Source organism: Streptomyces sp. NPDC111507 (assembly GCF_055638955.1).
In genome coordinates this window covers 730,864-756,281 of sequence record NZ_JBVKBU010000002.1, presented here as the reverse complement: position 1 = coordinate 756,281, position 25,418 = coordinate 730,864, and the positions used below count along the sequence as shown (strand labels likewise).

At 71.8% G+C, this 25,418-nt stretch carries 21 protein-coding genes; 16 read left to right on the top strand and 5 right to left on the bottom strand.

Annotated elements, in window-relative coordinates:
* Nucleotides 1-87 precede the first annotated feature (87 nt).
* From ACZ7M2_RS10920 to sucD, 3 genes are all read left to right on the top strand, one after another.
* Nucleotides 88-999 (top strand): hypothetical protein, encoded by a 912-nt coding sequence (locus tag ACZ7M2_RS10920; RefSeq protein WP_471594983.1) that lies wholly within the window; start codon nt 88-90, stop codon nt 997-999.
* A gap of 588 nt (nt 1,000-1,587) precedes the next feature.
* Nucleotides 1,588-2,766, top strand: a complete 1,179-nt coding sequence (sucC, locus tag ACZ7M2_RS10915) for an ADP-forming succinate--CoA ligase subunit beta (RefSeq protein WP_060901446.1) — start codon at nt 1,588-1,590, stop codon at nt 2,764-2,766.
* A gap of 21 nt (nt 2,767-2,787) precedes the next feature.
* Nucleotides 2,788-3,672, top strand: coding sequence for a succinate--CoA ligase subunit alpha (gene sucD / locus ACZ7M2_RS10910; RefSeq protein WP_060901445.1), 885 nt, complete (start codon nt 2,788-2,790; stop codon nt 3,670-3,672).
* Between the two features lie 78 nt (nt 3,673-3,750).
* Here the strand turns inward: sucD and ACZ7M2_RS10905 are convergent, their stop codons facing one another.
* Complete coding sequence (locus ACZ7M2_RS10905) at nt 3,751-4,983, bottom strand: sigma factor-like helix-turn-helix DNA-binding protein (protein WP_471594982.1); 1,233 nt, start codon at nt 4,981-4,983, stop codon at nt 3,751-3,753.
* Between the two features lie 108 nt (nt 4,984-5,091).
* Between ACZ7M2_RS10905 and ACZ7M2_RS10900 the strand changes: the two genes are divergently transcribed.
* Nucleotides 5,092-6,633, top strand: a complete 1,542-nt coding sequence (locus ACZ7M2_RS10900) for a cell division protein PerM (RefSeq protein ID WP_471594981.1) — start codon at nt 5,092-5,094, stop codon at nt 6,631-6,633.
* A 163-nt stretch (nt 6,634-6,796) separates the two neighbouring features.
* Here the strand turns inward: ACZ7M2_RS10900 and ACZ7M2_RS10895 are convergent, their stop codons facing one another.
* The gene (locus tag ACZ7M2_RS10895; RefSeq protein ID WP_471594980.1) at nt 6,797-7,636 is read right to left on the bottom strand and encodes a hypothetical protein; all 840 of its coding nucleotides are present in this window, start codon (nt 7,634-7,636) and stop codon (nt 6,797-6,799) included.
* 466 nt (nt 7,637-8,102) lie between these two features.
* Between ACZ7M2_RS10895 and purN the strand changes: the two genes are divergently transcribed.
* Together purN and purH are read left to right on the top strand one after the other, a co-directional pair.
* The gene (gene purN, locus ACZ7M2_RS10890; RefSeq protein WP_352054013.1) at nt 8,103-8,723 is read left to right on the top strand and encodes a phosphoribosylglycinamide formyltransferase; all 621 of its coding nucleotides are present in this window, start codon (nt 8,103-8,105) and stop codon (nt 8,721-8,723) included.
* Entirely contained in the window at nt 8,720-10,309 is a 1,590-nt protein-coding gene (gene purH, locus ACZ7M2_RS10885) for a bifunctional phosphoribosylaminoimidazolecarboxamide formyltransferase/IMP cyclohydrolase (RefSeq protein WP_352054015.1), read from the top strand. Before purN ends, purH begins: the two co-directional genes overlap by 4 nt.
* A 55-nt stretch (nt 10,310-10,364) precedes the next feature.
* On the opposite strand, the gene ACZ7M2_RS10880 is transcribed toward purH, so the two are convergent.
* Nucleotides 10,365-11,534: a helix-turn-helix domain-containing protein gene (locus ACZ7M2_RS10880; protein ID WP_471594979.1), complete on the bottom strand. Its 1,170-nt coding sequence runs from the start codon at nt 11,532-11,534 to the stop codon at nt 10,365-10,367.
* 224 nt (nt 11,535-11,758) lie between these two features.
* Here ACZ7M2_RS10880 and ACZ7M2_RS10875 point away from each other — a divergent pair, with 224 nt between their 5' ends.
* A complete protein-coding gene (locus ACZ7M2_RS10875) occupies nt 11,759-12,190 on the top strand; it encodes a peptidase inhibitor family I36 protein (protein ID WP_471594978.1) in 432 nt (143 codons plus the stop codon).
* Nucleotides 12,191-12,490: 300 nt separating this feature from the next.
* On the opposite strand, the gene ACZ7M2_RS10870 is transcribed toward ACZ7M2_RS10875, so the two are convergent.
* Nucleotides 12,491-13,099 (bottom strand): hypothetical protein, encoded by a 609-nt coding sequence (locus ACZ7M2_RS10870; protein ID WP_471594977.1) that lies wholly within the window; start codon nt 13,097-13,099, stop codon nt 12,491-12,493.
* A 260-nt stretch (nt 13,100-13,359) separates the two neighbouring features.
* On the opposite strand from ACZ7M2_RS10870, the gene ACZ7M2_RS10865 reads away from it, so the two are divergent.
* The 8 genes from ACZ7M2_RS10865 (at nt 13,360) to ACZ7M2_RS10830 (ending at nt 22,595) form a co-directional block, all read left to right on the top strand.
* Nucleotides 13,360-14,214, top strand: a complete 855-nt coding sequence (locus ACZ7M2_RS10865; protein WP_054233749.1) for a bifunctional methylenetetrahydrofolate dehydrogenase/methenyltetrahydrofolate cyclohydrolase — start codon at nt 13,360-13,362, stop codon at nt 14,212-14,214.
* Nucleotides 14,215-14,479: 265 nt separating this feature from the next.
* Complete coding sequence (locus ACZ7M2_RS10860; protein WP_471594976.1) at nt 14,480-15,010, top strand: DUF3017 domain-containing protein; 531 nt, start codon at nt 14,480-14,482, stop codon at nt 15,008-15,010.
* Between the two features lie 269 nt (nt 15,011-15,279).
* Nucleotides 15,280-15,807, top strand: a complete 528-nt coding sequence (locus ACZ7M2_RS10855; RefSeq protein ID WP_471594975.1) for a helix-turn-helix domain-containing protein — start codon at nt 15,280-15,282, stop codon at nt 15,805-15,807.
* A 404-nt stretch (nt 15,808-16,211) separates the two neighbouring features.
* The gene (locus ACZ7M2_RS10850; protein ID WP_471594974.1) at nt 16,212-17,525 is read left to right on the top strand and encodes an XRE family transcriptional regulator; all 1,314 of its coding nucleotides are present in this window, start codon (nt 16,212-16,214) and stop codon (nt 17,523-17,525) included.
* A gap of 810 nt (nt 17,526-18,335) precedes the next feature.
* Nucleotides 18,336-19,325, top strand: coding sequence for a malate dehydrogenase (locus tag ACZ7M2_RS10845; RefSeq protein ID WP_054233746.1), 990 nt, complete (start codon nt 18,336-18,338; stop codon nt 19,323-19,325).
* Nucleotides 19,326-19,637: 312 nt separating this feature from the next.
* The gene (locus tag ACZ7M2_RS10840) at nt 19,638-21,266 is read left to right on the top strand and encodes a hypothetical protein (protein ID WP_471594973.1); all 1,629 of its coding nucleotides are present in this window, start codon (nt 19,638-19,640) and stop codon (nt 21,264-21,266) included.
* A complete protein-coding gene (locus tag ACZ7M2_RS10835; protein ID WP_388531988.1) occupies nt 21,259-21,621 on the top strand; it encodes a hypothetical protein in 363 nt (120 codons plus the stop codon). Before ACZ7M2_RS10840 ends, ACZ7M2_RS10835 begins: the two co-directional genes overlap by 8 nt.
* 41 nt (nt 21,622-21,662) lie before the next feature.
* Nucleotides 21,663-22,595 (top strand): hypothetical protein, encoded by a 933-nt coding sequence (locus ACZ7M2_RS10830; RefSeq protein WP_471594972.1) that lies wholly within the window; start codon nt 21,663-21,665, stop codon nt 22,593-22,595.
* Between the two features lie 86 nt (nt 22,596-22,681).
* On the opposite strand, the gene ACZ7M2_RS10825 is transcribed toward ACZ7M2_RS10830, so the two are convergent.
* Complete coding sequence (locus tag ACZ7M2_RS10825) at nt 22,682-23,572, bottom strand: GNAT family N-acetyltransferase (protein ID WP_471594971.1); 891 nt, start codon at nt 23,570-23,572, stop codon at nt 22,682-22,684.
* 259 nt (nt 23,573-23,831) lie between these two features.
* On the opposite strand from ACZ7M2_RS10825, the gene ACZ7M2_RS10820 reads away from it, so the two are divergent.
* Nucleotides 23,832-25,370 (top strand): aldehyde dehydrogenase family protein, encoded by a 1,539-nt coding sequence (locus ACZ7M2_RS10820; RefSeq protein WP_471594970.1) that lies wholly within the window; start codon nt 23,832-23,834, stop codon nt 25,368-25,370.
* The last annotated feature ends 48 nt before the right edge of the window (nt 25,371-25,418 follow it).

Sequence of the window (25,418 nt, the reverse complement as noted above, 5' to 3'; positions counted from 1 at the left end):
AGGAGCGGCGGCAGGGGGCTTGCGCGAGCTCAGGAGACCCGTGCGAGGATCGACGCCTCTTCCCGCCGCACGGAGGATCACCCCGTCTTGACCCTGCCCGTCGTCGAACTGGCCTTCGCCGGTGCCGCTCCGCGCATGCCGCGCACGGCGGCCGGGCGGCGTGCGCTGCGACTGGCGTTGCTGGTGGCCGGGTTGTTCGCGCTCGGGCTCCTTTGCGGGGAGCGGGCGCATGCGGCGGACGGTTTGGTTCCGACGAGTTCGTCGGTACGGGTGGTGAAGCCCGCTGCTCCGCTCCCGGTGGCGCGCTCGGCGGCCCACACCGTCACTCACGTCACGGGCGCCGTCACTCAGGTCACGGGCACCGTCGCGCAGGTCGGCGACACCGTCACCCACGTGACCGACACCGTCCGGCACGTCGTACGGCCGGCCGCCGACAGCGTCGTACGGCCGGCCGGTGATCTGGTGGAGACGGTGACCGGCGAGTTGGGCCAGGCTCCGCCGAAGACCCTGCCGTCCCTTCCCTCGTTGCCCTCCCTGCCCGAGCCGCCGGAGGCGCCCGGTCTGCCCGGTCCGCCCGTGCTTCCGGGCGCGGGGGGTCAGGTTCCGTCCGCCGGTTCGGGGCCTCAGCACTCGGACGTGAAGGCCATGCCCTCGTCGTCGCATGCCGTGGTGCGGCACGCGGACGCCGGGCCCGTCGGTCCGACGTACTACGGCCCTGCCCGTCTCGGTACGGACACGGACGATGTCGCCGTGCGCGGCGAGCACGGGGGTGCGGCGCCGGGACCGGGGCCCGGCCGGCAGGCACCCCCCGGCGATCCCTCGGGCGCGCTGGGCGGTCAGTCTGCCGTCGACAGCGGCGCGCCGCGACACGGCGATCCTCAGGCCGTCGTCACCCCGAGTCACCGGGCGCCGCTGCGGCTCGTGCCCGGCCTTCCCGCGGCGGTGACCGCGGCCGAGACCCGGGACAGGTACCGGGACATTCCGGTCTTCCCCGGCTAGGGCGGGTCCTTCCCTCGATGCCGGCCTACCGCACGGGGGCGGAACAGGTCTGCCCGCCGTCCAGACCCTCTCCGGTCCCGATCCGGACCCGCTCCGGCAAGAACGTCCGCCGGCGCCACCGGTATGGCCTAGGGCGTCGAGAGGAATGCCGGCGCTGCAGCGTCTGGCCGTCCCTCCCGCCGTAGCGCTCGTACCGCTGTACCCACCGACCGACTCCGCGGGGCCACGGCATCGGACGGCCGAAAGCCGTCGGCCGTGTCCGACCGGAACCCCGCGGATGGGGAGGGTGGGTCCCCATTGGGGTGGGGACCGCCCTCCCTGGGCCCCTCAGGGGCTGTTCGAGGGGCCTCACCAGGCAAACCCCAGCCTGGTGAGGCCCCGTCCCGGCCAGATCTGTGACAGGTATCACCGCTCAGGTGTGACCTGCGATTTAGGGACCCACGTCCTGCGGCGATAACCTGCGAGACGGACATGCCGCGCGCTCGGACACCGTGTGCGCCACCCTTGTGACAGCGGACGTCACGTTGCCCTTCGCGGCACGCCCACGCATCCAACGAACCGCGAGATCACTGATAGGGACGGACGCGCGTGGACCTGTTCGAGTACCAGGCGAGGGACCTCTTCGCCAAGCACGGTGTACCGGTGCTGGCCGGTGAAGTCATTGACACGCCTGAGGCAGCCCGCGAGGCGACCGAGCGTCTTGGCGGCAAGTCCGTCGTCAAGGCCCAGGTGAAGGTCGGTGGCCGAGGCAAGGCCGGCGGCGTCAAGCTCGCCGCCACCCCGGACGAGGCCGTCGCCCGGGCGACGGACATCCTCGGCATGGACATCAAGGGCCACACGGTCCACAAGGTGATGATCGCCGAGACCGCGCCCGAGATCGCCGAGGAGTACTACGTCTCGTACCTCCTCGACCGCACCAACCGCACCTTCCTCGCCATGGCGTCCGTCCAGGGCGGCGTGGAGATCGAGGTCGTCGCGGAGGAGAACCCCGAGGCCCTCGCGAAGGTCCCGGTCGACGCCAACGAGGGCGTCTCGATCGAGAAGGCCCGCGAGATCGTCGCCCAGGCGAAGTTCCCGGCCGAGGTGGCCGAGCAGGTCGCCGAGATCCTGGTGACGCTGTGGGACACCTTCATCAAGGAGGACGCCCTCCTCGTCGAGGTCAACCCGCTCGCCAAGGTCGCCGACGGCCGCGTCATCGCGCTCGACGGCAAGGTGTCGCTGGACGAGAACGCCGAGTTCCGCCAGCCGGAGCACGAGGCGCTGGTCGACCACGCCGCCGCCAACCCGCTCGAGGCGGCGGCCAAGGCCAAGAACCTCAACTACGTCAAGCTCGACGGCGAGGTCGGCATCATCGGCAACGGCGCGGGTCTCGTCATGAGCACCCTCGACGTCGTCGCGTACGCCGGTGAGAACCACGGCGGCGTCAAGCCCGCCAACTTCCTCGACATCGGTGGCGGCGCCTCCGCCGCCGTGATGGCGAACGGCCTGGAGATCATCCTCGGCGACCCGGACGTCAAGTCCGTCTTCGTCAACGTCTTCGGCGGCATCACCGCCTGTGACGAGGTCGCCAACGGCATCGTCCAGGCGCTCCAGCTGCTCAAGGACAAGGGCGAGGAAGTCACCAAGCCGCTGGTCGTGCGTCTGGACGGCAACAACGCCGAGCTGGGCCGCAAGATCCTGTCGGACGCCAACCACCCGCTGGTCCAGCGCGTGGACACCATGGACGGCGCGGCCGACAAGGCCGCCGAGCTCGCGGCTGCGAAGTAAGGGACGAGGGAAACAACCGCCATGGCTATCTTCCTCAACAAGGACAGCAAGGTCATCGTCCAGGGCATGACCGGTGCCACGGGCATGAAGCACACCAAGCTCATGCTGGCCGACGGCACGAACATCGTCGGTGGCGTGAACCCGCGCAAGGCGGGCACGTCCGTCGACATCGACGGCACCGAGATCCCGGTCTTCGGCACGGTCGCCGAGGCCATGGAGAAGACGGGCGCCAACGTGTCCGTCCTCTTCGTGCCGCCGGCCTTCGCCAAGGCCGCCGTCGTCGAGGCGATCGACGCGGAGATCCCCCTCGCGGTCGTCATCACCGAGGGCATCGCCGTCCACGACTCCGCCGCCTTCTGGGCGTACGCGAAGTCGAAGGGCAACAAGACCCGCATCATCGGCCCGAACTGCCCCGGTCTCATCACCCCGGGCCAGTCGAACGCCGGCATCATCCCGGGCGACATCACGAAGCCGGGCCGCATCGGCCTGGTCTCGAAGTCCGGCACGCTGACCTACCAGATGATGTACGAGCTCCGTGACATCGGCTTCTCGTCCGCCGTCGGCATCGGTGGCGACCCGGTCATCGGTACGACGCACATCGACGCGCTCGCCGCGTTCGAGGCCGACCCCGACACCGACCTGATCGTCATGATCGGCGAGATCGGCGGCGACGCCGAGGAGCGTGCGGCGGACTTCATCGCCAAGAACGTGACGAAGCCGGTCGTCGGCTACGTCGCCGGCTTCACCGCGCCCGAGGGCAAGACCATGGGCCACGCCGGCGCCATCGTCTCCGGCTCCTCCGGCACGGCCGCCGCGAAGAAGGAGGCCCTCGAGGCCGCCGGCGTCAAGGTCGGCAAGACGCCGACCGAGACGGCGAAGCTGGCCCGCGAGATCCTCGCCGGCTGACCTTCTCCAGGCTGGACCTTCTCCAGACTGAACGGGCTCGCATCCCCACCGGGGTGCGAGCCCGTCGTCGTACCCGGCTCAGCCTGCCTTCGGAACCAGCCGCTCCGGCCCGCTGACCGTCTCCCCCTTGAGCTTGGCGCGCAGGGCCAGCTCCTCCGCGGACAGCGGCCCGGGCGCGACCCGGGGCGGCACCCCGCGCACCGTGGCGCCGGGCGCCAGCGGCGGCTCGTAGTGGTCCGGGGCCGTACGGAGCGTCAGTGTCGTGGCGCCGATGAGGACGACCGTGAAGGCGATGGCGGCGCGGGTCCAGTGCCGGGCGCGCTGCTCTCCGCCCCAGCGGACCGTGGTGGGCTTCGCGGCGCGCAGCCGCTCGGCGGAGGCGACCTCGGCGAGTCGCCGGTGCAACTCCTTCGGCTCCGCCAGCTCCGGCAGCCGCGTGGCCACGGCCTCACGCGCGCGCAGCAGCCGGTTGGCCGCCGCGGGCGTACTCGCCTCCGTCTCGGCCGCGGTATCCGGCAGATCGAGCCCGACCCCGTCATAGAGCAGCAGGGTCCGCCGGTACACGGGCGGCAGCTGCAGGAGTACGTCGAGCAGCGCGCGGTCCGCGGGGGCGGCGGGCGGCGGCTCCGGGTTGCGGTGCCGGGGGCGCAGCCGGTGCCAGGGCGAGAGCGCGAACTCGTACGCCGTCGCCCGCACCCACCCCGCCGGATCGCGGTCCATGGCCACCTCGGGCCAGCGGTGCCAGGCCAGCTGGAAGGCGCGCTCCACCGACTCGCGCGCCAGTTCGCGCCGCCCGGTGAGCAGGTAGGTCTGCCGTACGAGGGCGGGGGCGCAGAACGCGTAGAGGGCGTCGAAGGCCTGAGCAGGCGTCAGGGAGTTCGCAAGGGGTGCGAGTTCGGCTTTGGGGCCGAGTTCGGGGCGGAGCTCGGGTTTGGCGCCCAGTGCGGGAACGGGGCCGAGTTCGGGATCGGGTCTGGGGGCGAGTGCGGAGGCGGGTGGGGTGTCGGAGGACGGCTCGGGGGTGGGTTCGGCGCGGTCGGGGGACGCCTGTACGGGGCCGGTGGCGGCGCCGACCAGGGCGGGAGCCGGGTTCTCCTGATGCGTGGTCACCTCCTCGGCGCCCGTCAGCAGTCGAGCGTACGCATCCCGTTTGGTGCCGCGTGGCGTCGTACGGCCGTTCTCCCACGAGCGCACCGTCGCACGGGTGACACCCACCGCGGCCGCGACGTCGGCCTGGCTCAGCGACTGGGCCTCGCGCAGGCGGCGGCGCTCCGTGGGGGAGGGCAGCGGGGTCTCAGGGGTGCGTGTCATGGCGGACCCCATAGGGTGCCCCTTAGTACGAAAAAGTACATAGCTGCATATTGAGCGACACATCCGAGGTTCGCCTGTTACGACGAGAAAGCGCGTGTCGTTGGGAGCATGGCGGGCGTGACCCAAATGACCGACCGCAGGCTGTCGTTGTCGCCCCTGCTCACCCGGATGCGCCACCGTTCACCCGGACTGGGCGCCAGCCTCCTGGGTGGCGCCCTCGCGGCGGGGCTCGGACTCGGCTCGTTCGCCGTCCTCGTCATGATGCTGTGGATCAGCTCGCCCTATCCGGACAGCGGACCGAATGGATCGCTGCACGTGGCCGCCGCGTTGTGGCTGCTCGCGCACGGCGTGGAGCTGATCCGCACCGAGACCCTGTCGGGCCTGCCCATGCCGATGGGTGTGACACCGCTGCTGCTGGTCGTCCTGCCCGTGTGGCTGCTGTACCGGGCGGCGCGTGGCGTGGCGGACGCCGAGGCCGAGGCGGAGCCGGGAACGGTGTGGACGGGGGTCGTCGGGGGCTATCTGACGGTCGGACTGGCGGCCGCGCTGTACTGCTCGGGCGGGGAGTTGCGGCCTTCGTGGGTGTGGACCGCCGGATGTCTGCCGTTGCTCGCCGGGAGCGCGGCGGGGGTGGGGGTGTGGGCGACGTACGGACGCGCCGGCTTCCCCGCGCCCGTGCGGGTCCGGCGGCTGCTCGCCGTGTTGCCCGCCGGCGTACGCCGTTGCTCGCCCGAATTCCTCGGGGCCTCGGCGCGGGCGGCCGGAGCCGGGGCGGCGGTGCTCGTCGGGGGTGGCTCGCTCTTGGTGGCGGCGTCGCTGGTGTGGCACGGCGATGTCGCCCGGCACTCGTTCGCGCAGCTCACCGAGGTGTGGTCGGGGCGGTTCGCGGTACTGCTGCTCTGTATGGCGCTCGTGCCGAACGCGGCGGTGTGGGGGGCCGCGTACGGGCTCGGGCCCGGGGTCGTGCTGGGGGCCGGGCATGTCGCGGGGCCGTTGTCCGCGGCGGGGCCCGGGCCGTTGCTGCCGGCGTTTCCGCTGCTGGCGGCGGTGCCGATGCCCGGGACGGTGTGGAGCGAAGTGGGGATGGCGGTGCCGGTGGTGGCGGGGGTGACGGTGGCGCGGTTCCTGGTGACCGCGGGGGCGCCGGGGAAGGGGCGTGAGGCCTGGTCGTGGAGGCGGGTCGTGGTGGGGGTGGGGGTCGCGGCCGTGTTGTGCGGGTTGGTGATGGCGGTGCTTGCCGGGATGGCGGGTGGGCCGTTGGGGGTGGCGGCGTTGGCTCACTTCGGGCCGGTGTGGTGGCAGGTGGGGGGAGCGGTGGTGGTTTGGACGGTGGGGGTGGGGGCTCCTGTGGGAGTGGGGTTGTGGGGGTGGGAGCTGCGGCGGGGGGTTTCTTGGCCTACGTGGCTTTCTCGGCCCTTGTGGGCCTCGTGGTTCTCCTGGGGGGCGTGGCGGTCGTGGTTCTCGCGGGGGGTCCGGGCAGGGCGGTCGCGTGGTGAGGGGGGTCAGGTGGAGGCGGTTTCGAAGAGGGAGCCGACTCCTACGGTGGCGGCGGCTTCGAGGGGGGGAGCGGGTCCGGCTTCGGGTTCGGGCCCGGCTCGGGATCCGAGCCTGGAGCCGTACGACCTCTTGCCTTCCGATGACATGGGGTGAGCGAGGAGCCCTCGGTTGCCTCGCCCCGCCCCTACCCATTCCCATCCCCCGGGGCTGCGCCCCAGACCCCGCCCGGGGCTGGTTGATTTTTGCTGCGGGTGGGGGGCTAGGCGCGCCGTTCCGCGCGCCCCTGTCGGGGCGCGTTTTCCTGTTCGCGTTTGCGCTAGCCGCGCGTTCCCAGGACGCCCCTCAGGTCCTTCGGGAGGAGGTCGTTGCAGGACTGTTTGGCGGCGTTGGTGAGGGCGTCGTTCGTGCAGGAGTAGTAGTCGCTGTACACGAGCTGCGCGGTGAAGGTCGCGGCGACCATGACGATGGCCAGGGACGCGGTGACGAGGCCGCTCACCGCGGCGGTCGTCTGGGGGCGGGTGTTCGCGTCGGGGGCCGGGGTGTCCGGGTCCTGCGCGCGGGGCTTGGCGCGCAGTGCGCTGCCGCCCCAGTACAGGGCAAGCGCACCGAGCAGCAGGGCCACGTACGGCCAGCTGAACAGGGCGAAGAAGAACGCCCACATTCCGGAGAGCAGCGCGTAGCGTGCGCGGCGCTGGGCGGGGTCCGTCGGGTCCCAGCGCATTCCGGAGCCCGGCCCACCGCCGGGACCTTCCGGGCCGCCCTGACCCTGCGGAGCCCCGGGGCGGTCGCCGAAACCGCCGCCGGACGAACGCCCCGGCTGCCGGTCGCTCCACTGACTGCCCCATGGGGACTGTCCGGGGCCGGAGCCAGGTCCGGAGCCGTCGTTCTCGTTCGGGCTCTCGCCGGACGCGGGACGCCGAGGCTGCCAGGGGCGGTCGGGCGTGCCCTCCGGCGGCGGAGCGAAGGGATTGTCGTCGGAGCCGGAGCCGGAGCCGGAGCCGGAGCCGGAGCCCGTGCCGGAGTCTGTGTCCGGGCCGCGTCCGCCCGCGGAACCGTTCCCACCCGCGGGCGTGTCCCCGCTCTCCCGCGGCGGGGTAGGCGAAGGGCGCCGCTCGCGCAGCAGCAGCGGAGGGAGTCGGAGACTGCGGTCCGGCATCAGGTGTGCGTCTTCCCCTTGGTGGTTCTGGCGGGCGGCGTGTCCACACGGCATCGTGCTCGCGACGCGCACCCCGAGCGTCCTGCGCGGGGCTCGCACCCCGGGCGTTCGTTTTCAGGATCAGGACCCGGGATTCGCACCCCGGACACCGCTCCGTGGAGTTCCCTGCCCCGGGTTTTCCGCCCGAGGCCCGCGCCCCGGATGTTCGCCCCCGGGGCTCGTACCCCGAACGTTCTACCCGTCCCAGGTCAACGTCCCAAGCGCACAGGGCGTTCCCCGTGCTGAACGGTGTTCCCGGGAGGATCCACCGCAGACGCTACCTTCCGGCCACGCCCCCGTCCCGTGGGGGCTGCCCGGTGTGCCGGTATCGTTGCTGACGGTCGGCCGCTTCGTAGACTTCCCCGTATCCAGGGGCGCGAAGCATTCGTACGACCGTACAAACGCTCCCCCGAGAAAGGGCCCCGTCGTGGCCAAGACCAAGCGCCTCGTCGTGCTGGTCTCCGGATCAGGCACGAATCTGCAGGCACTGCTCGACGGCATCGCCGCGGCCGGGCCGGTGGCCTACGGGGCCGAGATCGTGGCCGTGGGCGCCGACCGCGACGGCATCGAAGGGCTCGCCCGGGCCGAGCGGGCCGGGATCCCCACCTTCGTCCGCCGCGTCAAGGACTACGACACCCGGGACGAGTGGGACGGCGCGCTCGCCGAGGCCGTCTCCGACCACGAGCCCGACCTGGTGGTCTCCGCGGGGTTCATGAAGATCGTGGGGAAGGAATTCCTCACCCGGTTCGGTGGGCGCTTCGTCAACACGCATCCCGCCCTGCTGCCCAGCTTCCCGGGAGCCCACGGCGTACGCGACGCGCTCGCGTACGGCGCGAAGGTCACCGGCTGCACCGTCCACTTCGTCGACGACGGCGTCGACACCGGACCGATCATCGCTCAGGGCGTGGTGGAGGTCCGGGACGAGGACGACGAGAGCGCTCTGCACGAGCGCATCAAGGAAGTCGAGCGAAGACTGCTCGTCGATGTCGTGGGGCGGCTCGCCCGCAACGGCTATCGCATTGAGGGACGAAAGGTAGTTATCCAGTGACCGCCGACAGCACAGTCACGGCCGAGAGCACCGAGGGCACCAAGCGGGTCATCCGGCGCGCGCTCGTCAGCGTCTACGACAAGACCGGGCTCGAAGAGCTTGCCCGCGGGCTCCACGAGGCCGGTGTCGAGCTCGTCTCCACCGGCTCCACCGCCGCCAAGATCGCCGCGGCCGGGGTCCCCGTCGTCAAGGTCGAGGACCTGACCGGCTTCCCCGAGTGCCTCGACGGCCGGGTCAAGACCCTGCACCCCAAGGTCCACGCCGGCATCCTCGCCGACCTGCGGCTGCCCGACCACCAGCGGCAGCTGGAAGAACTGGGCGTCAAGCCCTTCGACCTCGTCGTCGTCAACCTCTACCCCTTCCGTGAGACCGTCGCCTCGGGCGCGACGCCCGACGAGTGCGTCGAGCAGATCGACATCGGCGGCCCCTCGATGGTCCGTGCCGCCGCCAAGAACCACCCGTCCGTGGCCGTCGTCACCAGCCCCGACCGTTACGGCGACGTCCTCTCCGCCGTGCAGACCGGCGGCTTCGACCTCACCACCCGGAAGCGGCTCGCGGCCGAGGCCTTCCAGCACACGGCCGCGTACGACGTCGCCGTCGCCTCCTGGTTCGCCTCCGAGTACGCCCCCGTCGACGCCTCCGGGTTCCCCGACTTCCTCGGCGCCACCTGGGAGCGCGCGCACACCCTCCGCTACGGCGAGAACCCGCACCAGCCCGCCGCCCTCTACACCTCCCACGCTGGCGGTCTCGCGGAGGCCGAGCAGCTGCACGGCAAGGAGATGTCGTACAACAACTACACGGACACGGACGCCGCGCGCCGTGCCGCGTACGACCACGAGGACCCCTGCGTCGCGATCATCAAGCACGCCAACCCGTGCGGGATCGCGATCGCCTCGAACGTCGCCGAGGCGCACCGCAAGGCGCACGCCTGTGACCCGCTGTCCGCGTTCGGCGGTGTGATCGCGGTCAACCGGCCGGTGACGAAGGAGATGGCGGAGCAGGTCGCCGAGATCTTCACCGAGGTCATCGTGGCGCCCGAGTACGAGGACGGCGCCCTCGAAGCCCTCACCAAGAAGAAGAACATTCGCGTGCTGCGCGCCCACCGCGCGCCCGCGAACCCGACCGAGCTCAAGCCGATCGACGGCGGCGCGCTGCTCCAGGTCACCGACCGCCTCCAGGCCGACGGCGACAACCCGGCGAGCTGGACCCTGGCGACCGGTGACGCCCTGAACGAGGGCGAGCTCGACGAGCTGGCCTTCGCCTGGCGGGCCTGCCGCGCGGTGAAGTCCAACGCGATCCTGCTCGCCAAGGACGGCGCCTCGGTCGGCGTCGGCATGGGCCAGGTCAACCGCGTCGACTCCGCGAAGCTCGCGGTCGAGCGGGCGGGCGCCGAGCGGGCCCGTGGGTCGTACGCGGCCTCGGACGCGTTCTTCCCGTTCCCCGACGGTCTGGAGATCCTCGCCGAGGCGGGCGTCAGGGCCGTGGTCCAGCCCGGCGGTTCGGTCCGTGACGAGCTGGTGGTCGAGGCCGCGAAGAAGGCGGGCATCACCATGTACTTCACGGGGACGCGGCACTTCTTCCACTGATCCGCGGCAGGTCGGTGCGTGCGCGGCGGTCCACCGGGATTCCGGTGGGCCGCCGCTACCGTGCGGGCGCGGTGGTGGCGGCGCCCTTGACCGCGCGCTCGCAGTTCGGCCAGTCGTGGAAATCGCGCTTCTTGCTCCAGAGGCGCCTGGCCGCCCTGATGTTCCACTCCGGGTCCAGCGCCTGACGCGGGGTCCCGCCCAGTTCGCGCAGGCGCAGGTCGGAGATCTGGAACAGACCCCAGTTACGGGTGCCGTTGGTGTTGGGCAGGATGTGCAGCGGGTCGAGGAACGACTGGCAGTCCGCGATGGCGACCGCCGCGTCGGGTGCGTCGGTGAAGACCGCGCGGATGTGCTGCCGTACCTTCGCCGGCGGCCAGACCGTCATGCGTACGTTCGAGGTGTAGAGCGCCTTCTTGGTGGCGTCCCCGACTACTCCGTTGGGCTGGAGACCGGTGAACACCTGGAAGGCGGTGACCCGGCGCAGTGTCTGCGGGCCGAAGTCCGAGTCGACGTCGATGTCCGCGCCCTTGGCGTGCAGCAGCCGTTGTACCTCGCCCACGCAGGCGTCGTGCTGGCCCATGGCCACCACGGGCTGACAGGCGGCCGAGAAGAGCAGACGGCCGTCCGCCGCGGAGCCGCCGCTGCTGCCGGACGACGGGTGATCGGTCGTCAGGGCCCAGGCGGAGACACCGAGCGTCAGGACCACGGCGCCGATCACCACGACACGGAACCGGCCCTGCCGGAACTGGTCAAGACGGAACCGGCCCTGACGGACCGTCCGAACGGGCCCGACCTCGACCGCCTCCGGCTCCACCGCTCCCGACTCCACGGCTCCCGGCGCCACCGCTTCCGGCGCCACCGCTCCTGGCCCCACGGCCGTCGGCTCCTCGGCACCAGCACCGTCCACGAGATCGACGACCTCGACAATGCCCGCCTCCGCCTCCGTCTTTGCCTCCGTCGCCGTCCCCGGCTCCGTCCGGGCGGCGTCGGCCAGGGCCCACTGCCGGTGCAGTGTCCGCAGCTCGTCCGGGGTCGCGCCGCAGGCGGTGGCGAACCGGTGCACGCTGCCGTAGTCCTGGGGCACCGAAGTGCCGCGGCAGTACCGGTGCAGTGTGGATCCGGCCGTTCCGGTCTTCTTGGCGAGGGCCTCGTAACTCAGACCGGACCGGTTCTTCAGCGAACGCAACAGCGCGGCGAACCGTTCGGTTTCCGGGCACGCGGGCATCGCTGTTCCCCCCTGGCACTTACGGCACGCTGGTCAGACGTTCCAGTGGCTGGACACAGTAGCCGTCCCACGGCCGTCCCAGGGGTTAGATAACGCGCCAAGTAGCGGGCGTCCGGCCGTCCCGGCGTCCCATCCCGCCCGGTCTCCTTGCCCGGCCGGGACACGCGTTGCCACCTTCTGGCTGTCCGAGCACCAGCAGCCGCATCGCAAGGAGAAACAGACCCATGAACCTTTCCGTCATACGTCGTCCGCGCCGGCTCTCCCCGCTGCTCGCGACCCTCGCCGTCAGCGCGGCGGCCGCCACCACGCTGGCCCTGCCCGCCTCCGCTTCGGCGGCACCGGCCTCGGCCGCCGCCGTGGACTGCGCGTCGGGTGACGTCTGCTTCTGGACCGGCTTCAACTTCACCGGCAGCAAGTGCTCGTGGAGCGTCGCCGACCCCGACTGGCAGAGCGGCGCCATCAGGTGTTCCTGGGCCGCCACGACGAACGTGAAGTCGGTGTGGAACGCCGGCACCGGGTCGTACAGCGGTGTCGCCTTCTACGCGAACACCAACTACAACGGCCGGATCGGCTGCACCCGGCAGCAGCAGGGCGGCAACCTCGCCGGTACGTACAAGGTGCGGTCCCACCAGTGGATCACTGGTAACTGCGGCTGAGCCAGAGGGCGGCTCGCGCACCTGCGCGGGTCGCCTGCCCGGCCTGACGAGTCGTGAAGCCGGTCGTGCGGTCCCGGCTCGCGCCGTTGCCGCAGGGCCGCTGAGGAGCCGAGAGCAGACAGACGCGCGAGGGCCGTGTCTCCCCTTGCGCAGGGTGAGACACGGCCCTCGGAGCGAATGGCGGGAAGTCGCCTTCGTGGCTTGAAAGTCGGCCTCGGAGTCGGCCTCGGAGTCGGCTTCGCAGTCGGCTTCGCAGTCGGCTTCGGACTGGGCCTCGTGGCGGCCGTGCCGCCGGTGGCCTCAGACCGCGTACTTCGGGCGGTCGAACCAGGCGGCGCCGTCCGCCTTGCCGACGAACACCGCGATGAGGATGGCGAGCACGGTGTGCACCAGACCGATGACGACGAACGGGTAGATACCGAGGACCGCGGTGAGGATGCCGAACACCAGCGCGGCGATGCGGACGCCGCTGCCGCCGTTCGCGCACTTGACGCCGAGCCAGATCGCGAAGACGCCCCACGCCAGGACCGCGACCGTGACGCCCCACAGGACGCCGGCCGAGTAGTCCGCGAGCTGCTGGAACTGGACGTCGTCCTTGAGGTCCGCGTTGTTCTTCGCGGCGGCGACGGCGAGCGCCGAGATCGCGATCAGGATGGCGCCGAGCACCTGGAAACCGGCGATGACGAACAGCATCACACGCGCGGCCTTGACCGTGCCGGGCATCTCCATCGGGACACCGGGGTAGCCGCCGTACGGCTGCTGGCCGATCGGCGGGGCCTGCGGGTAGCCGTAACCGGGCTGCTGCGGGGCGCCCTGGGGGTAGCCGTAGCCGGGCTGGCCCTGGGGCGGGTAGCCGGCCGGCTGGCCCTGCGGGGGACCGTAGGGGTTGTTCGGGTCGCCGTAACTCATGGCGGGTCTTCCTCCGTTGCCTGGTGCGGGGACGCGCGGCAAGGTGCGGAGGAGAGTTCTACAGAGCGGTCCGTCCCCCCGGTACTGTCCGCGGCACTGTGATGTTCATCGTTCTCAATGCCTTACTTATTTGTCCAGAGCCCTTCCGATTGTGTTGTGCAGGTGTTGTGCAAGCGCAACACGGCTGATCGCGGCTGGTCACAGGGGGAAACGGGCGCCCGGATTGGAACCGGGAGCGGGTCATCCGCGAGGATGGGTCCATGACCGCCCAGATTCTCGATGGCAAGGCCACCGCAGCCGCGATCAAGTCCGATCTGACCGCCCGCGTGGCGGCCCTCAAGGAGAAGGGCGTCACGCCCGGCCTGGGGACCGTCCTCGTCGGCGACGACCCCGGCAGCCAGAAGTACGTCGCGGGCAAGCACCGCGACTGCGCCCAGGTCGGTATCGCCTCCATCCAGCGTGAACTGCCCGCGACCGCCACGCAGGAGGAGATCGAGGCGGTGGTGCGCGAACTCAACGAAGACCCCACGTGCACCGGCTACATCGTCCAGCTCCCGCTCCCCAAGGGCATCGACGAGAACCGCATCCTGGAACTGATGGACCCGGACAAGGACGCCGACGGCCTGCACCCGATGAACCTCGGGCGGCTGGTCCTCAACGAGCCGGCCCCGCTGCCGTGCACCCCCAATGGCGTCCTCACCCTGCTGCGCCGCTACGGCGTGGAGATCAAGGGCGCCGAGGTCGTGGTCGTCGGCCGTGGGGTGACCATCGGGCGTCCGATGCCGCTGCTGCTGACGCGGCGCAGCGAGAACGCCACGGTCACCCAGTGTCACACCGGCACCCGTGATCTCTCCGCGCACCTGAAGCGCGCCGACATCATCGTCGCCGCGGCCGGGTCCGCCCATCTCATCCGCGCCGAGGACGTGAAGCCGGGCGCCGCCGTCCTCGACGTCGGTGTCTCGCGCAGCGCCGAGGGCAAGATCGTCGGGGACGTTCACCCGGACGTCGCCGAGGTCGCCGCGTGGATCTCCCCGAACCCCGGCGGCGTGGGCCCGATGACCCGCGCCCAGCTGCTCGTCAACGTGGTGGAAGCGGCGGAGCGCAGTGTCGGCTGACGGCGGACCCGAGGACGCCGCGGCCCGCGACTCCGGCTCCGGCATCGACTCCGACGCCGAGTCGGCCGTGCGGGAGGCCGCGTCCGCGAACGGCGGGTCGGCCGTGCGGAGGGCGAGGGCTGTGAAGGGTGCGTCCGTCATGCGGGAGTCGGGGTCCGTGAACGGTGAGGCGGGTCCTCGGGAAGCGGGGTCCGCGAACGGTGAGGCCGGTCCTCGGAAAGCGGGATCCGTGAACGGTGAGGCCGGTTCGGGGAAGGCGGGGTCCGTGAACGGTGTGGCGGGTGTGCGGGAGGCGGAGGGCGCCGAGGGCGAGCCGGGTGCGCCCGACGCCGTGAGCGCGCCCGACGCCGAGGGCGAGCAGGGTGCGCCCGACGCCGAGAGCGCCCCCGACGCGGAGGGGAAGCCGCGCCGCCCCACACGTCGCTTCCCCCTGTTCACGAGGGATACCGCGCGGCCCGAGGGCGGCGGCCGGGCGGCGGGCGGCGACGCCCCGGCCCCGGCCCGCCAGTGGCCGATCCTCGCCGTGCTGTCGGCCGTCGGACTCGGCCTGCTGCTGACCGCCCTCGACGTGTTCCGGCTCGGCACGATCCTGATCGGCGCCGCGCTGCTGGCCGGCGCCGTGATGCGCTGGATACTGCCCGACGTGGGCATGCTCGCGGTCCGCTCCCGCTTCACGGACATGCTCACGTACGGCGTGCTGGGCGTCGCCATCGTGCTGCTCTCGCTGATGGCACAGCCCAACCCGTGGCTGGTGATCCCGTTCCTGGACGACACGCTGCACTTCACGGTCCGCTGAGGCCCCCGCGCATGCCCTGAAGCAGAGCGCGGCCCGTCCCCTCCCCCGAGTAAGGACGGGCCGCGGCCGGGCGGCCGGACCGCCCGGGTCAACCCTTCTGTACAGGCATCGCCTGTACAACAGCCGTCAGTTCCCTGTGGCACGGAAGTGACCATTCCGCCACGGTGTCCGCGCCACGTCACGGGAACCGTCGACCGCCCGGCGTCGTCAATCGCTCACGGGGAACGACACGGGGCGCCTGGTGAGCGCCGCGGGAGGTGGGTGGAGCGATGGGTGCCTGGCAGCCGCTGCCGGAGGAGCTTCCGGCGGAGGTACGGCACTTCGTCGAGCAGTTGCGGCTGCTCAAGGACCGCACCGGGATGAGCCTGGTCGCGCTGGGCACGCGCACCGCGTACAGCAAGTCCTCCTGGCAGCGCTACCTCAACGCGAGCCAGCCGCCGCCCCGGCAGGCGGTCGTCGCCCTGTGCCGGGTCGCGGGTGTCGCGGACGAGGAGACCGAACGCTTCGGGGTGCGCTGGGAACTGGCGGTGCGGGCCTGGCCGCGCGAGCCCGTGCCGCCCGTGCCGCCCGTACGGGTACCGGCGGGCGGTCCCGGTCCCGTCGTGCATGGCGTTCCCGCCGTGCGCGGCCGTGACGGCTACGAGGAGGACCCCACGCTCCCGTGGTGGGACCTGCTCGACGAGGAGGCGTCCCGGCGGCCCACCGGGCCCCGTACGCCCCGCCTCCTCCTCTACGCGGCCCTCCTCGCCGTCGTCATCCTGCTCGCCGCCGTCGTGGGTGCCGTCACCCTTGGGTGAACCGAGCGTTCTCGTGACGGGTGAGGTCGCACCTGTGTTCCCGTTGTGTCGATGTCTTGACAAGTTCAAGGATTTACCCTGATCCGTACCAACAACCCGGTTAGCGTGGCCAATCGGGACGGTATCGGACGTCCTGTTGCGGAGGACGAGGGTCCGATTGGCGGGCATGACGTCGATGGGACAATGGGCCGCAGTCCGCAGCCCGCGGGGCGTGCAACGGTGCATGCCCGGGCCCGAATGCTCCCGTGCGCCCCCATCCCGGGAACTGAGATCCTGACCGATCGCATCCCTGTGGGTAGCCAGAACGGGGACCGGGGGGCCGGGGGGACTCGACGGGGGGGCGCCGAACACGCGGGGGAACAGTCAGGCATGTACGGGGGGAAAGAAGCAGGGGGGGAGCAGTAATGCCTCGTTGGAGGGACTTGCCGGATGAACTCGATCCGCAGGTCAGGGAGTTCGCCAGCCAGTTGCGCCGACTGGTCGACCGGAGCGGGCTGGGCATCGCCGCGGTGGCCGACCGTACGGGCTACAGCAAGACGTCCTGGGAGCGGTACCTCAACGGTCGGCTCCTCGCGCCCAAGGGCGCGATCGTCGCCCTGGCCGAGGTGACCGGGACCAATCCCATCCATCTGACGACCATGTGGGAGCTGGCCGAGCGTGCGTGGAGCCGCTCGGAGATGCGCCACGACATGACCATGGAAGCGATCCGGATCTCCCAGGCGCGCGCCGCGCTCGGGGAGTTCGGGGCGCCCCCGGCGAAGGGGAGCAACGGCAAGCAGGCCCGCAAGGGCGGCAGCGCGACCGCGACGCCCGGCATCACGCCGGGGATCGCCGGGCCCGCGGGGGTGTCGCCGACGGTGCCGCCGCAGCCGTCCGCCACGGAGGTGGAGGACTCGTCGTACGGATCTTCGTCGCCGCTCGGGGGTGGGGCGCGTGGGGGTGCCGGGTACGGCGGGTCCTCTTCGGGTGGGTCTTCGGGTGGGCCTTCGTCCGGTGGGGGCTCGCGTGGTGGGGGCTGGGGGGTCGTCGCCACGCCGTCAGGTGACGGGGGGCGGTACGGTCCGTCGACTCCGGCGGGGTCTGTGGGGCCGGGGGGTTCCGCGGGTTCCGCGGGTTCCGTGGGTTCCGTGGGTTCGTCGGGGCCGGGGGGTTCCGTGGGGCCGGCCGGGTCTGTCGGTGCCGGTGGGCCGGGTGCGCCCGCGGGGGGATCCGCGGACGCGGCGGCGCGGCGTAAGCGGCGGCTGACGATGTTCCTCGCGGGGGTTGTGGGTGCGCTCGTGGTGATAGCCGCGGCCGTGTACTTCACCGGGGGCGGCGACGGCAAGAAGGCGGCGAGCGCGCCGAAGACGCCCTCGGCGTCCGCCTCGGTCAATCCCGATCTGCCGGCCGGGGTGAAGTGCAGTGGCGCCGACTGCACGGGCAAGGACCCGGAGAACATGGGGTGCGGTGGGCAACTCGCGACGACCAGCACCAGCATCACCGTGGGTACCACCCTTGTCGAGGTGCGCTACAGCAAGACCTGCGCCGCGGCCTGGGCCCGCATCACCCAGGCCGTGATCGGTGACTCGGTGCGGGTGACGGGTGGGGGCGCCGCCGCGCAGACCGGGACCGTCGACAACGCCACCGATGCGTACACCCCGATGATCGCCGTCAAGGACGCCGCCGAGGCGAAGGCGTGCGTCACGTTGAAATCGGGCCAGAAGGGCTGCACGAAGTGAAGTAGGTGGGTGGCTGGGGCGGGTGGGCGCGTGCGGCATGGTTCTCGCCCCCGCCGCCCCTACCCGTCCCATCCCTACCTGGGGGCTCCGCCTCCAACCCCCCGCCAGGGGCGCTGCGCCTCCTGGACCCCCGCACGGCCTGAACGGCCTCGTCCTCAAACGCCGGACGGGCTGAGTGATACGGGCCGGGATGGGTGGGTGGACGAGGGGTGGGTGGGGCACAGGCCCCCGGCCTCGTCCTCAAACGCCGGTCGAGCCGAGGCCCTTAGGGGCGCGGGGAACCGCGCCCCTAGCCCCCACCGTCCCGCAGTCGAGGAAACACCCTGAGGGGCCGCGCCCCTTCAGGGGCGCGGGGAACTGCGCGAGCAACCCCCACCAACCGTCGGTCGATGGACAAACAGGCGGCCGGGGTTTCGGGGCGCGGCCCCGCCTCGGGGGGCGTGGGCAACGCCCGTTCACTCGTAGCCGAAGAGAACCACCCTCGAAAACCGCCGCGCAGGAATGTTCCGGCGCCGTTGGGGCAGGCGCACCGTACCCCCACGGGATCCGGCCCCGGCCGGTCACCCCGACGGCGGTCGTCGTGTCATCCTCTCCCGGACCGGCGGCCGCCCGGTCGGGGGGCTGTGGGGTGGGCCACACGGGACCCGGCCGTGCGGGATCCTGGATGCGCGATAGCCTGACGGCGGATCTCTCTTGACGCCGAGAGATCGATCATCGGTTCCTTTGATCGATCATTGCGGTGGACGCAGGGGATGATCCTGCACCCCGGGGCAGGGACGCCCCACCGCCTGCTGTCATACGGAGAACGCCATGACCCGCACTCCCGTGAACGTCACCGTCACCGGCGCGGCCGGCCAGATCGGTTACGCCCTGCTCTTCCGCATCGCCTCCGGCCAGTTGCTCGGCGCGGACGTGCCGGTCAAGCTGCGCCTCCTGGAGATCACGCCGGCGCTGAAGGCCGCCGAGGGCACCGCGATGGAGCTCGACGACTGCGCCTTCCCGCTGCTCGCGGGCATCGACATCACGGACGACCCGAACGTCGCCTTCGACGGCACGAACGTCGCGCTGCTCGTCGGCGCCCGCCCCCGTACCAAGGGCATGGAGCGCGGTGACCTGCTCTCCGCCAACGGTGGCATCTTCAAGCCGCAGGGCAAGGCCATCAACGACAACGCCGCGGACGACATCAAGGTCCTCGTCGTCGGTAACCCGGCCAACACCAACGCCCTCATCGCCCAGGCCGCCGCCCCGGACGTACCGGCCGAGCGCTTCACCGCGATGACCCGCCTCGACCACAACCGCGCGCTGACCCAGCTCGCGAAGAAGACGGGCTCGACGGTCGCCGACATCAAGCGGCTCACCATCTGGGGCAACCACTCCGCCACCCAGTACCCGGACATCTTCCACGCCACGGTCGCCGGCAAGAACGCCGCCGAGGTCGTGAACGACGAGAAGTGGCTCGCCGAGGACTTCATCCCGACCGTCGCCAAGCGCGGTGCCGCGATCATCGAGGCCCGTGGCGCGTCCTCCGCCGCCTCCGCCGCCAACGCCGCCATCGACCACGTCTACACCTGGGTCAACGGCACCGCCGACGGTGACTGGACCTCCATGGGTATCCCGTCGGACGGTTCCTACGGCGTGCCCGAGGGGATCATCTCCTCCTTCCCCGTCACCACCAAGGACGGGCAGTACGAGATCGTCCAGGGCCTGGACATCAACGAGTTCTCCCGCGCCCGTATCGACGCCTCCGTCAAGGAGCTCGAGGAGGAGCGCGACGCGGTCCGCGGTCTCGGTCTGATCTGACGTACCCGACTCACCTGAGTCACTCGCAACTCATCGGCCCCGCCCGGGAAGTGCTCCGGGCGGGGCCGACGCATGCGTACAGAAAGTACGCATCGAACGTACGTGCTTTCTCGCTGTATGCGGGGGTACACGGGGAGTAACTCTCGCTATCGTCGTGACGTACGGTCCGGTAGGGGAGCGCAGGGCTGCTCAAGAGAGCTGGGGCGCGGCCGGGGGAGACACACGGGGGTGGTCCCAGTGACGGAATCGGCGAGACGGTACGCACACAGCGAGGCGACACGGCTGTTGTGTGCCGGAGTACATCTGGACACCGTGTTCCGGGCACGGGTCATCGACGAACTCATAGGGCACGAGGAGCGCCCCGCGGCACCGTCCCTCGGCGTCGACGTCGTCGCCGTGCTCGCGCACGCGCTGCGGGCGCGCCGCAGGGAGGCCCTGACCGGGCTCGGCCTGCTGGCCATCTGGATCGTGTTCTTCCTGGTGGAGGTGGTTCGGGCGGCCACCAGCGTCGCCGACTCCGGGGTCCAGGGCTTCGCGGGCGTGTTCGGCGCCGCCGCCGTGTTCTTCTATGCCGCCGTCTGCGTTCTGCTGTGGTCCGCGCGGGCCGCGTCCGGGTGGGGCATGAGCATGTACGCCGCGAGCCGGGACGAGTCCGCCCGGCTGCGTCTGCCGCGCAGGGCGACCGCCTGGGGGCTCACCTTCATGGCGCGGGCCGCGGAGATCGCCTACTGGGTGTACGCGTTCACCCAGTTGCTCCACGACCCCTTTCTGGTGATCTTCCCGCTCCTGCTCACCTTCGTGATCGGTGCCCACCGCTCCCAGGTGGCCGCGGTCATGAGCGTCGAACTCTCCCGGGACGCCTTCGCCCGTACGTCCGTGGCACTGCCCATGGGCAGCGAACGTCAGCTCCGGGTCGCGCGGGCCGTCACCTGGGAGCAGCACGCGTCCGTGGCGCTCTACGACGCCCACCGGCCGTTCGTCGGCGCGGGAAAGCCGTACGAGCCCTGGTCGTTCGCGATGGAGATCACCCCCGCCAAGAAGCCGTTCGACGGCCTGAACGGCAAGCTGCCCGAGCAGACCGGCGACGGTTCGGCGAACGGGCACCGCCCGCCGGTGCAGTTGACCAACCGGCAGATCCTCGACCTGGTCGTACCGAAGCTGGAGGCGCTGCGGGAGTCCGCCGCGCGCACCAGCCGGGACCGGCTCAAGGACCTGGAGGTCGAGGAGTTCGTCTACCTGCCGTACGGCGTGGGCCGCAACCAGGGCGTGTACGAGCCGTCGTCGGCCCGGCTGCACCTGGACGGGGCGGTGGACGAGGGCGGCGAGGCGCGCCGTCACTTCCTGCGGGTCAGGGTCGGCGCCTGGGACGAGCAGGTGGTGGTCTCGGTGCTGGTCCGCGTCCACACGCAGGGCGGGATGCTGGTCCTGGAAGTCGTACCGCACGTACTGGGGCCGATCTTCGAGGAGTACCGGCGCGTCGACTTCATCGCGGCCTCCGGGGAGGGCGCGACGGCGCGTGAGGTGCTGCGGACGGTGCTGTCCGCCCCGGCGACGGGCGTGGTGGCCGGGTTCTCCATGCTGCGCACCCTCGTCCAGTGCCTGCGCACGTGGCTGGCCCGGCCCGAACAGGCCCCGCCGGACGCCCCGTTGGTGTCCGTCCGGGAGATGGGCAGCACCGACCGGCTGTCGCTGTTCCAGGAGATGGACGTCAGCCGATACATCAAGACCGTCGAGGACCGCATCGCGAGCGGGGTGCGCGAGGCGCTGCGGCGCAGCGGCTGCGAGACGGGCAGCTTCGAGCAGAACATCTTCAACGTGGCCGCGGGCGGCCAGTTCATCGGGCAGATGAGCGGTGGCACCGCGGTGGGCCGGATCAGCAAGAGCGCCGTCTCCATGGGCAGTGGGGGCGCGTCGTACAACGAGGGGAGCAGGGATGACTGAGGGCTCGGGCGGGCGGGTCGACCGGATCACGCGCAGTGCGGTGAACTTCGGCGACCACGGCACCGCGAACTATCACGAGGCGCCGCCCGCGGCCGGTGCCGACGAGACGACCGTGGCGCTCCTGGAGGCCGTCCGTACGTTGCGCGACCATCTGCGGCTGCTCACGGAGACCGATGACACGACCGGGCTCGACGGCGAACTGGCCGTGGTGCAGGGGGAGATCGAGAGATCGGGCCAGGCGGACCCGGCGCGGCTCGGCCGGCTGCGGATGCGCCTGGAGACCGCCGCCGCGGCCGTGGCGGGGCTGGCGTCGACGGCGGCCGTGGTGCAGGTGATCGCGCAGCTGGCCGGTTAGCGGTCGGCGCGGGATCGGTCTAGTGGGAACGGGGTGACGAGGTGGCGCAACGGTGGGACGAGGACCGCCAGCGGTGGGTCGACGACGACGGCGCGGGCGGGCAGGGCAGGGGCGGGGCCGGTGGTGGCGGGGCGCCGCCGGACGCGGAGCAGCAGTGGTGGGCGTCGGCGACGACCCAGGCGGGGCCACCGCGCCCGCCCGAGACGCCCCTGCCGCCACCGTCGTGGCCCGGGCCCGGCGGGAGTTCGGGCGGCGGCCGGGGACCGGCCCCCACGGACTCGCGCCGGCTGCTGGTGGTGATCGTGGCCGTCGCCGTCCTCGCGGGCGGTGTCGGAGGTGCGGTGTGGGCGCTGACCAGGAGCGACTCGTCCGGGCACACCGGCGCCGACCCGTCGCGCCCGGCGGTGACCGTCACGGCGACCCAGAGCGTTCCTTCCCCGGACACCGGGTACACCTCCGGGAGTCCGGACATCTACGCCGGTTCGGGCGGGTCCAGCGACCCGGCGACGCAGCCCACGACCCCGGAGCCGTCGCCCGGCTACAGCAGGTCGGTGGATGCGGTGGGCTACACGGTGGACGTGCCGGACGGCTGGGTACGCGAGGAGGTCCAGGGCAAGCTGGCGCCGGTCGTCACCTACACGGCCCCCGGCGGCAGCAGCAGGCTCATGCTGTTCGAGGTCAAGGAGAACTCCCTGGCCGAGTCGTCGTCCCAGGCCGAGGCGATCTCGCAGAAGCTCCCTGGGTACCGGCTCATCGAGCGGCAGAACGGCACCGGCTGGACGGAGGTCACCTACCGCTACGACAGCCCGCAGAAGGGCGCCACGCACGTGGTCGACCACCGCTTCCAGGCCGCCGACGGCACGCTCTACGCGATCAACGCGAGCGGTCCCGAGGGCGTGGACATGACGGGCCCGCTCACCACGGCCCTGAACTCCTTCTGCCCCACCGACGCGAACTGCGCGAGCGGTACCTGAGCGCTCCGCTGGAAGCGCCGGGATGGGCGGGGATGTGCCGTCGATCGGCTGCGGTGCCGAATCGCGGCGGACTTCGCCCGACCCGCTCAGTCCTCCGACGGGCCGGGCAGCCGCTTCTCGAACCAGTGGGCGGCGTAGACGTTGTCGTCGTAGCGCGGGATCTCGGTGTAGCCGCACGCCCGGTACATCGCCTGCGCCTCGGTGAGGACCGAGTGGGTGTCGAGGCGTACGACGCCGTAGCCGCGCGCGACGGCCGCCCGCTCCAGCCCGTCTAGGATCCGGCCGGCGAGGCCGAGCCGCCGGGCCTCGGGCCGCACCCACACATGCCGGATCTCGCCGGTGTCCGGCGTGAGCCGCCGCAGCGCCCCGCACCCCACGGGGCGCCCTTCCTCGTACGCGACCAGAAAGGCACCCGAGTCCCCCGACACCTCGTCGGGCCGTACGAGGGCGGCGGGGTCGAAGCCCTCCGGGAACCGCGCGTCGATGTCGGCGGCGTACCCGGCGAGGCAGTCGCGCGCGTCGCGCGACGCACCGTCGACGGACTCGACGGTGATCGCGGCCAGCCGCAGCAGCCGCTCGGCGGCGCCGATGGCGGCGGTGAGCTCGCCGCGCCGGCGTTCGTCGAGGGAGCCGAGCAGCCCCTCGGCGAGCGTGTCGGCCCGCCGGTTCTGCTCCTCGATCTCGACCCGCCCGGCCGGCGTGAGTTCCGCGACCCGCAGCCGGCTGTCCTCGGCCGGCACGCTCACCCGCACCAGCCCCTGCGCCTGCAGCGCCCGGACCATCCGGCTCAGGTACCCGGCGTCCAGACCGAGCCGGCCGCGCAACTCCCGCAGTGAGACCCCGTCCCCGATCTCGAACAGCAGCCGGGCCTCGCCGAGCGGCCGGTCCTGTCCGAGGTAGTGGTCGTCGAGGGCTCCGATGCGCCGGGTGAAGTACCGGTTGAAGCGCCGCAGCGCCCGCACGTCTTCGGCTGACACCGATCGATTCATTCTTTGACTTTAGTCAACCTTTGACTTGAGTCAAAGGAGCCCGGGACCGGTTCGACCACTGGCGGCGTAGGTTCTGCTGTTTTTGGTCGTATTTCTGCTCATTTTTCAGTGACGCCGGGCACTTTTGGTCACTGGTTGTGCATGCATTCCGGGCCGAGGGGCAGGCGCTCCCGGTCCCCGAGAGTGACACGCGTGTGACACACGGGCACGCAGGGGCACGGAACAGGAACGGAAGGCAACACCGACCATGGCCGGACACCAAGCGCACCAGGCTCAGCAGGCACAACAGACCCTTCACGTGGGTGGAGAGTGGCGGGAGGCCGTCTCCCGTGCGACCCGCGAGATCCTCGATCCCGCGGATGCCAAGCCGTTCGCCGTGGTCGCGGAGGGTGACGAGCACGACGCGGACGCCGCCGTCGCCGCCGCCCGCCACGCCTTCGACACGGGGGAGTGGCCCCGTACCCCGGTCGCCGAGCGCGCCGCGCTGCTGCGCCGCGTCGCCGACCTCCTCGTCCGCGACCGCGAGGAGCTGGGACTCCTGGAGAGCCGCGACGCGGGCAAGACCCTGGAGGAGGGGCGGGTCGACATCGACTGTGTCGCGGACGCCTTCCGGTACTTCGCCGACCTCGTCGTGGCGGAGGGCGGCGGGCGGGTCGTCGACGCCGGGTCCGCCGACGTCCACAGCGTCGTCGTGCACGAGCCCGTCGGTGTCTGCGCGCTGATCACCCCCTGGAACTATCCGCTCCTTCAGGCCAGTTGGAAGATCGCGCCCGCCCTCGCCGCCGGGAACACCTTCGTGGTCAAGCCGAGCGAGATCACCCCGCTGACGACGATCGCGCTGATACGGCTGCTCACCGAGGCCGGCCTCCCCGCCGGGGTCGCGGGCCTCGTCACCGGCCCGGGGCACACGGTGGGCGCCCGCCTCGCCGAGCACCCCGACGTCGACCTCGTCTCCTTCACCGGCGGCCTGGTCAGCGGCACGAAGGTGGCGCGGGCCGCCGCGGAGAGCGTCAAGAAGGTCGCCCTGGAACTCGGCGGCAAGAACCCCAACGTCGTCTTCGCCGACGCCTGCGCCACGGACGAGGACTTCGACACCGCCGTCGACCAGGCCCTCAACGCCGCCTTCATCCACAGCGGCCAGGTCTGCTCGGCCGGATCCCGGCTCATCGTCGAGGAGTCCGTGCGCGAGCGCTTCGTCGCCGAACTCGCCCGCAGGGCAGGCAGGATCAGGCTCGGCCGCGGCACCGAGGACGGCGTCGAGTGCGGCCCCCTCGTGTCGGAGGGGCAGCGCGAGAAGACCGAGGCGTACGTCGCCTCCGCGCTCGCGGAGGGCGCGGTGCTGAGGGCGGGCGGCCGGCGCCCCGAGCCGTCCGCCGAACGGCCCGCCACCGGGTACTTCTACGAGCCGACCGTTCTCGACCAGTGCCACCGCGCGATGAAGGTGGTCCGCGAGGAGGTCTTCGGGCCCGTCCTGACCGTGGAGACCTTCCGCACCGAGGACGAGGCCGTCGCGCTCGCCAACGACACCGAGTACGGGCTCGCGGGCGCCGTCTGGACCACCGACGCGGGCCGCGCCCGGCGCGTCGCGGGACGACTGCGGCACGGCACCGTCTGGATCAACGACTTCCACCCCTACCTCCCGCAGGCGGAGTGGGGCGGCTTCGGGAAGAGCGGCGTGGGCCGCGAACTGGGCCCGGCGGGCCTCGCCGAGTACCGCGAGACCAAGCACGTCTACCAGAACCTGGCGCCGAAGCCGGTCCGCTGGTTCGCGGGCCGACCCCGGTGACGTAACCCCACCGCCCCACACCGCACTTGCCCCTTGCACCCTGGAGCA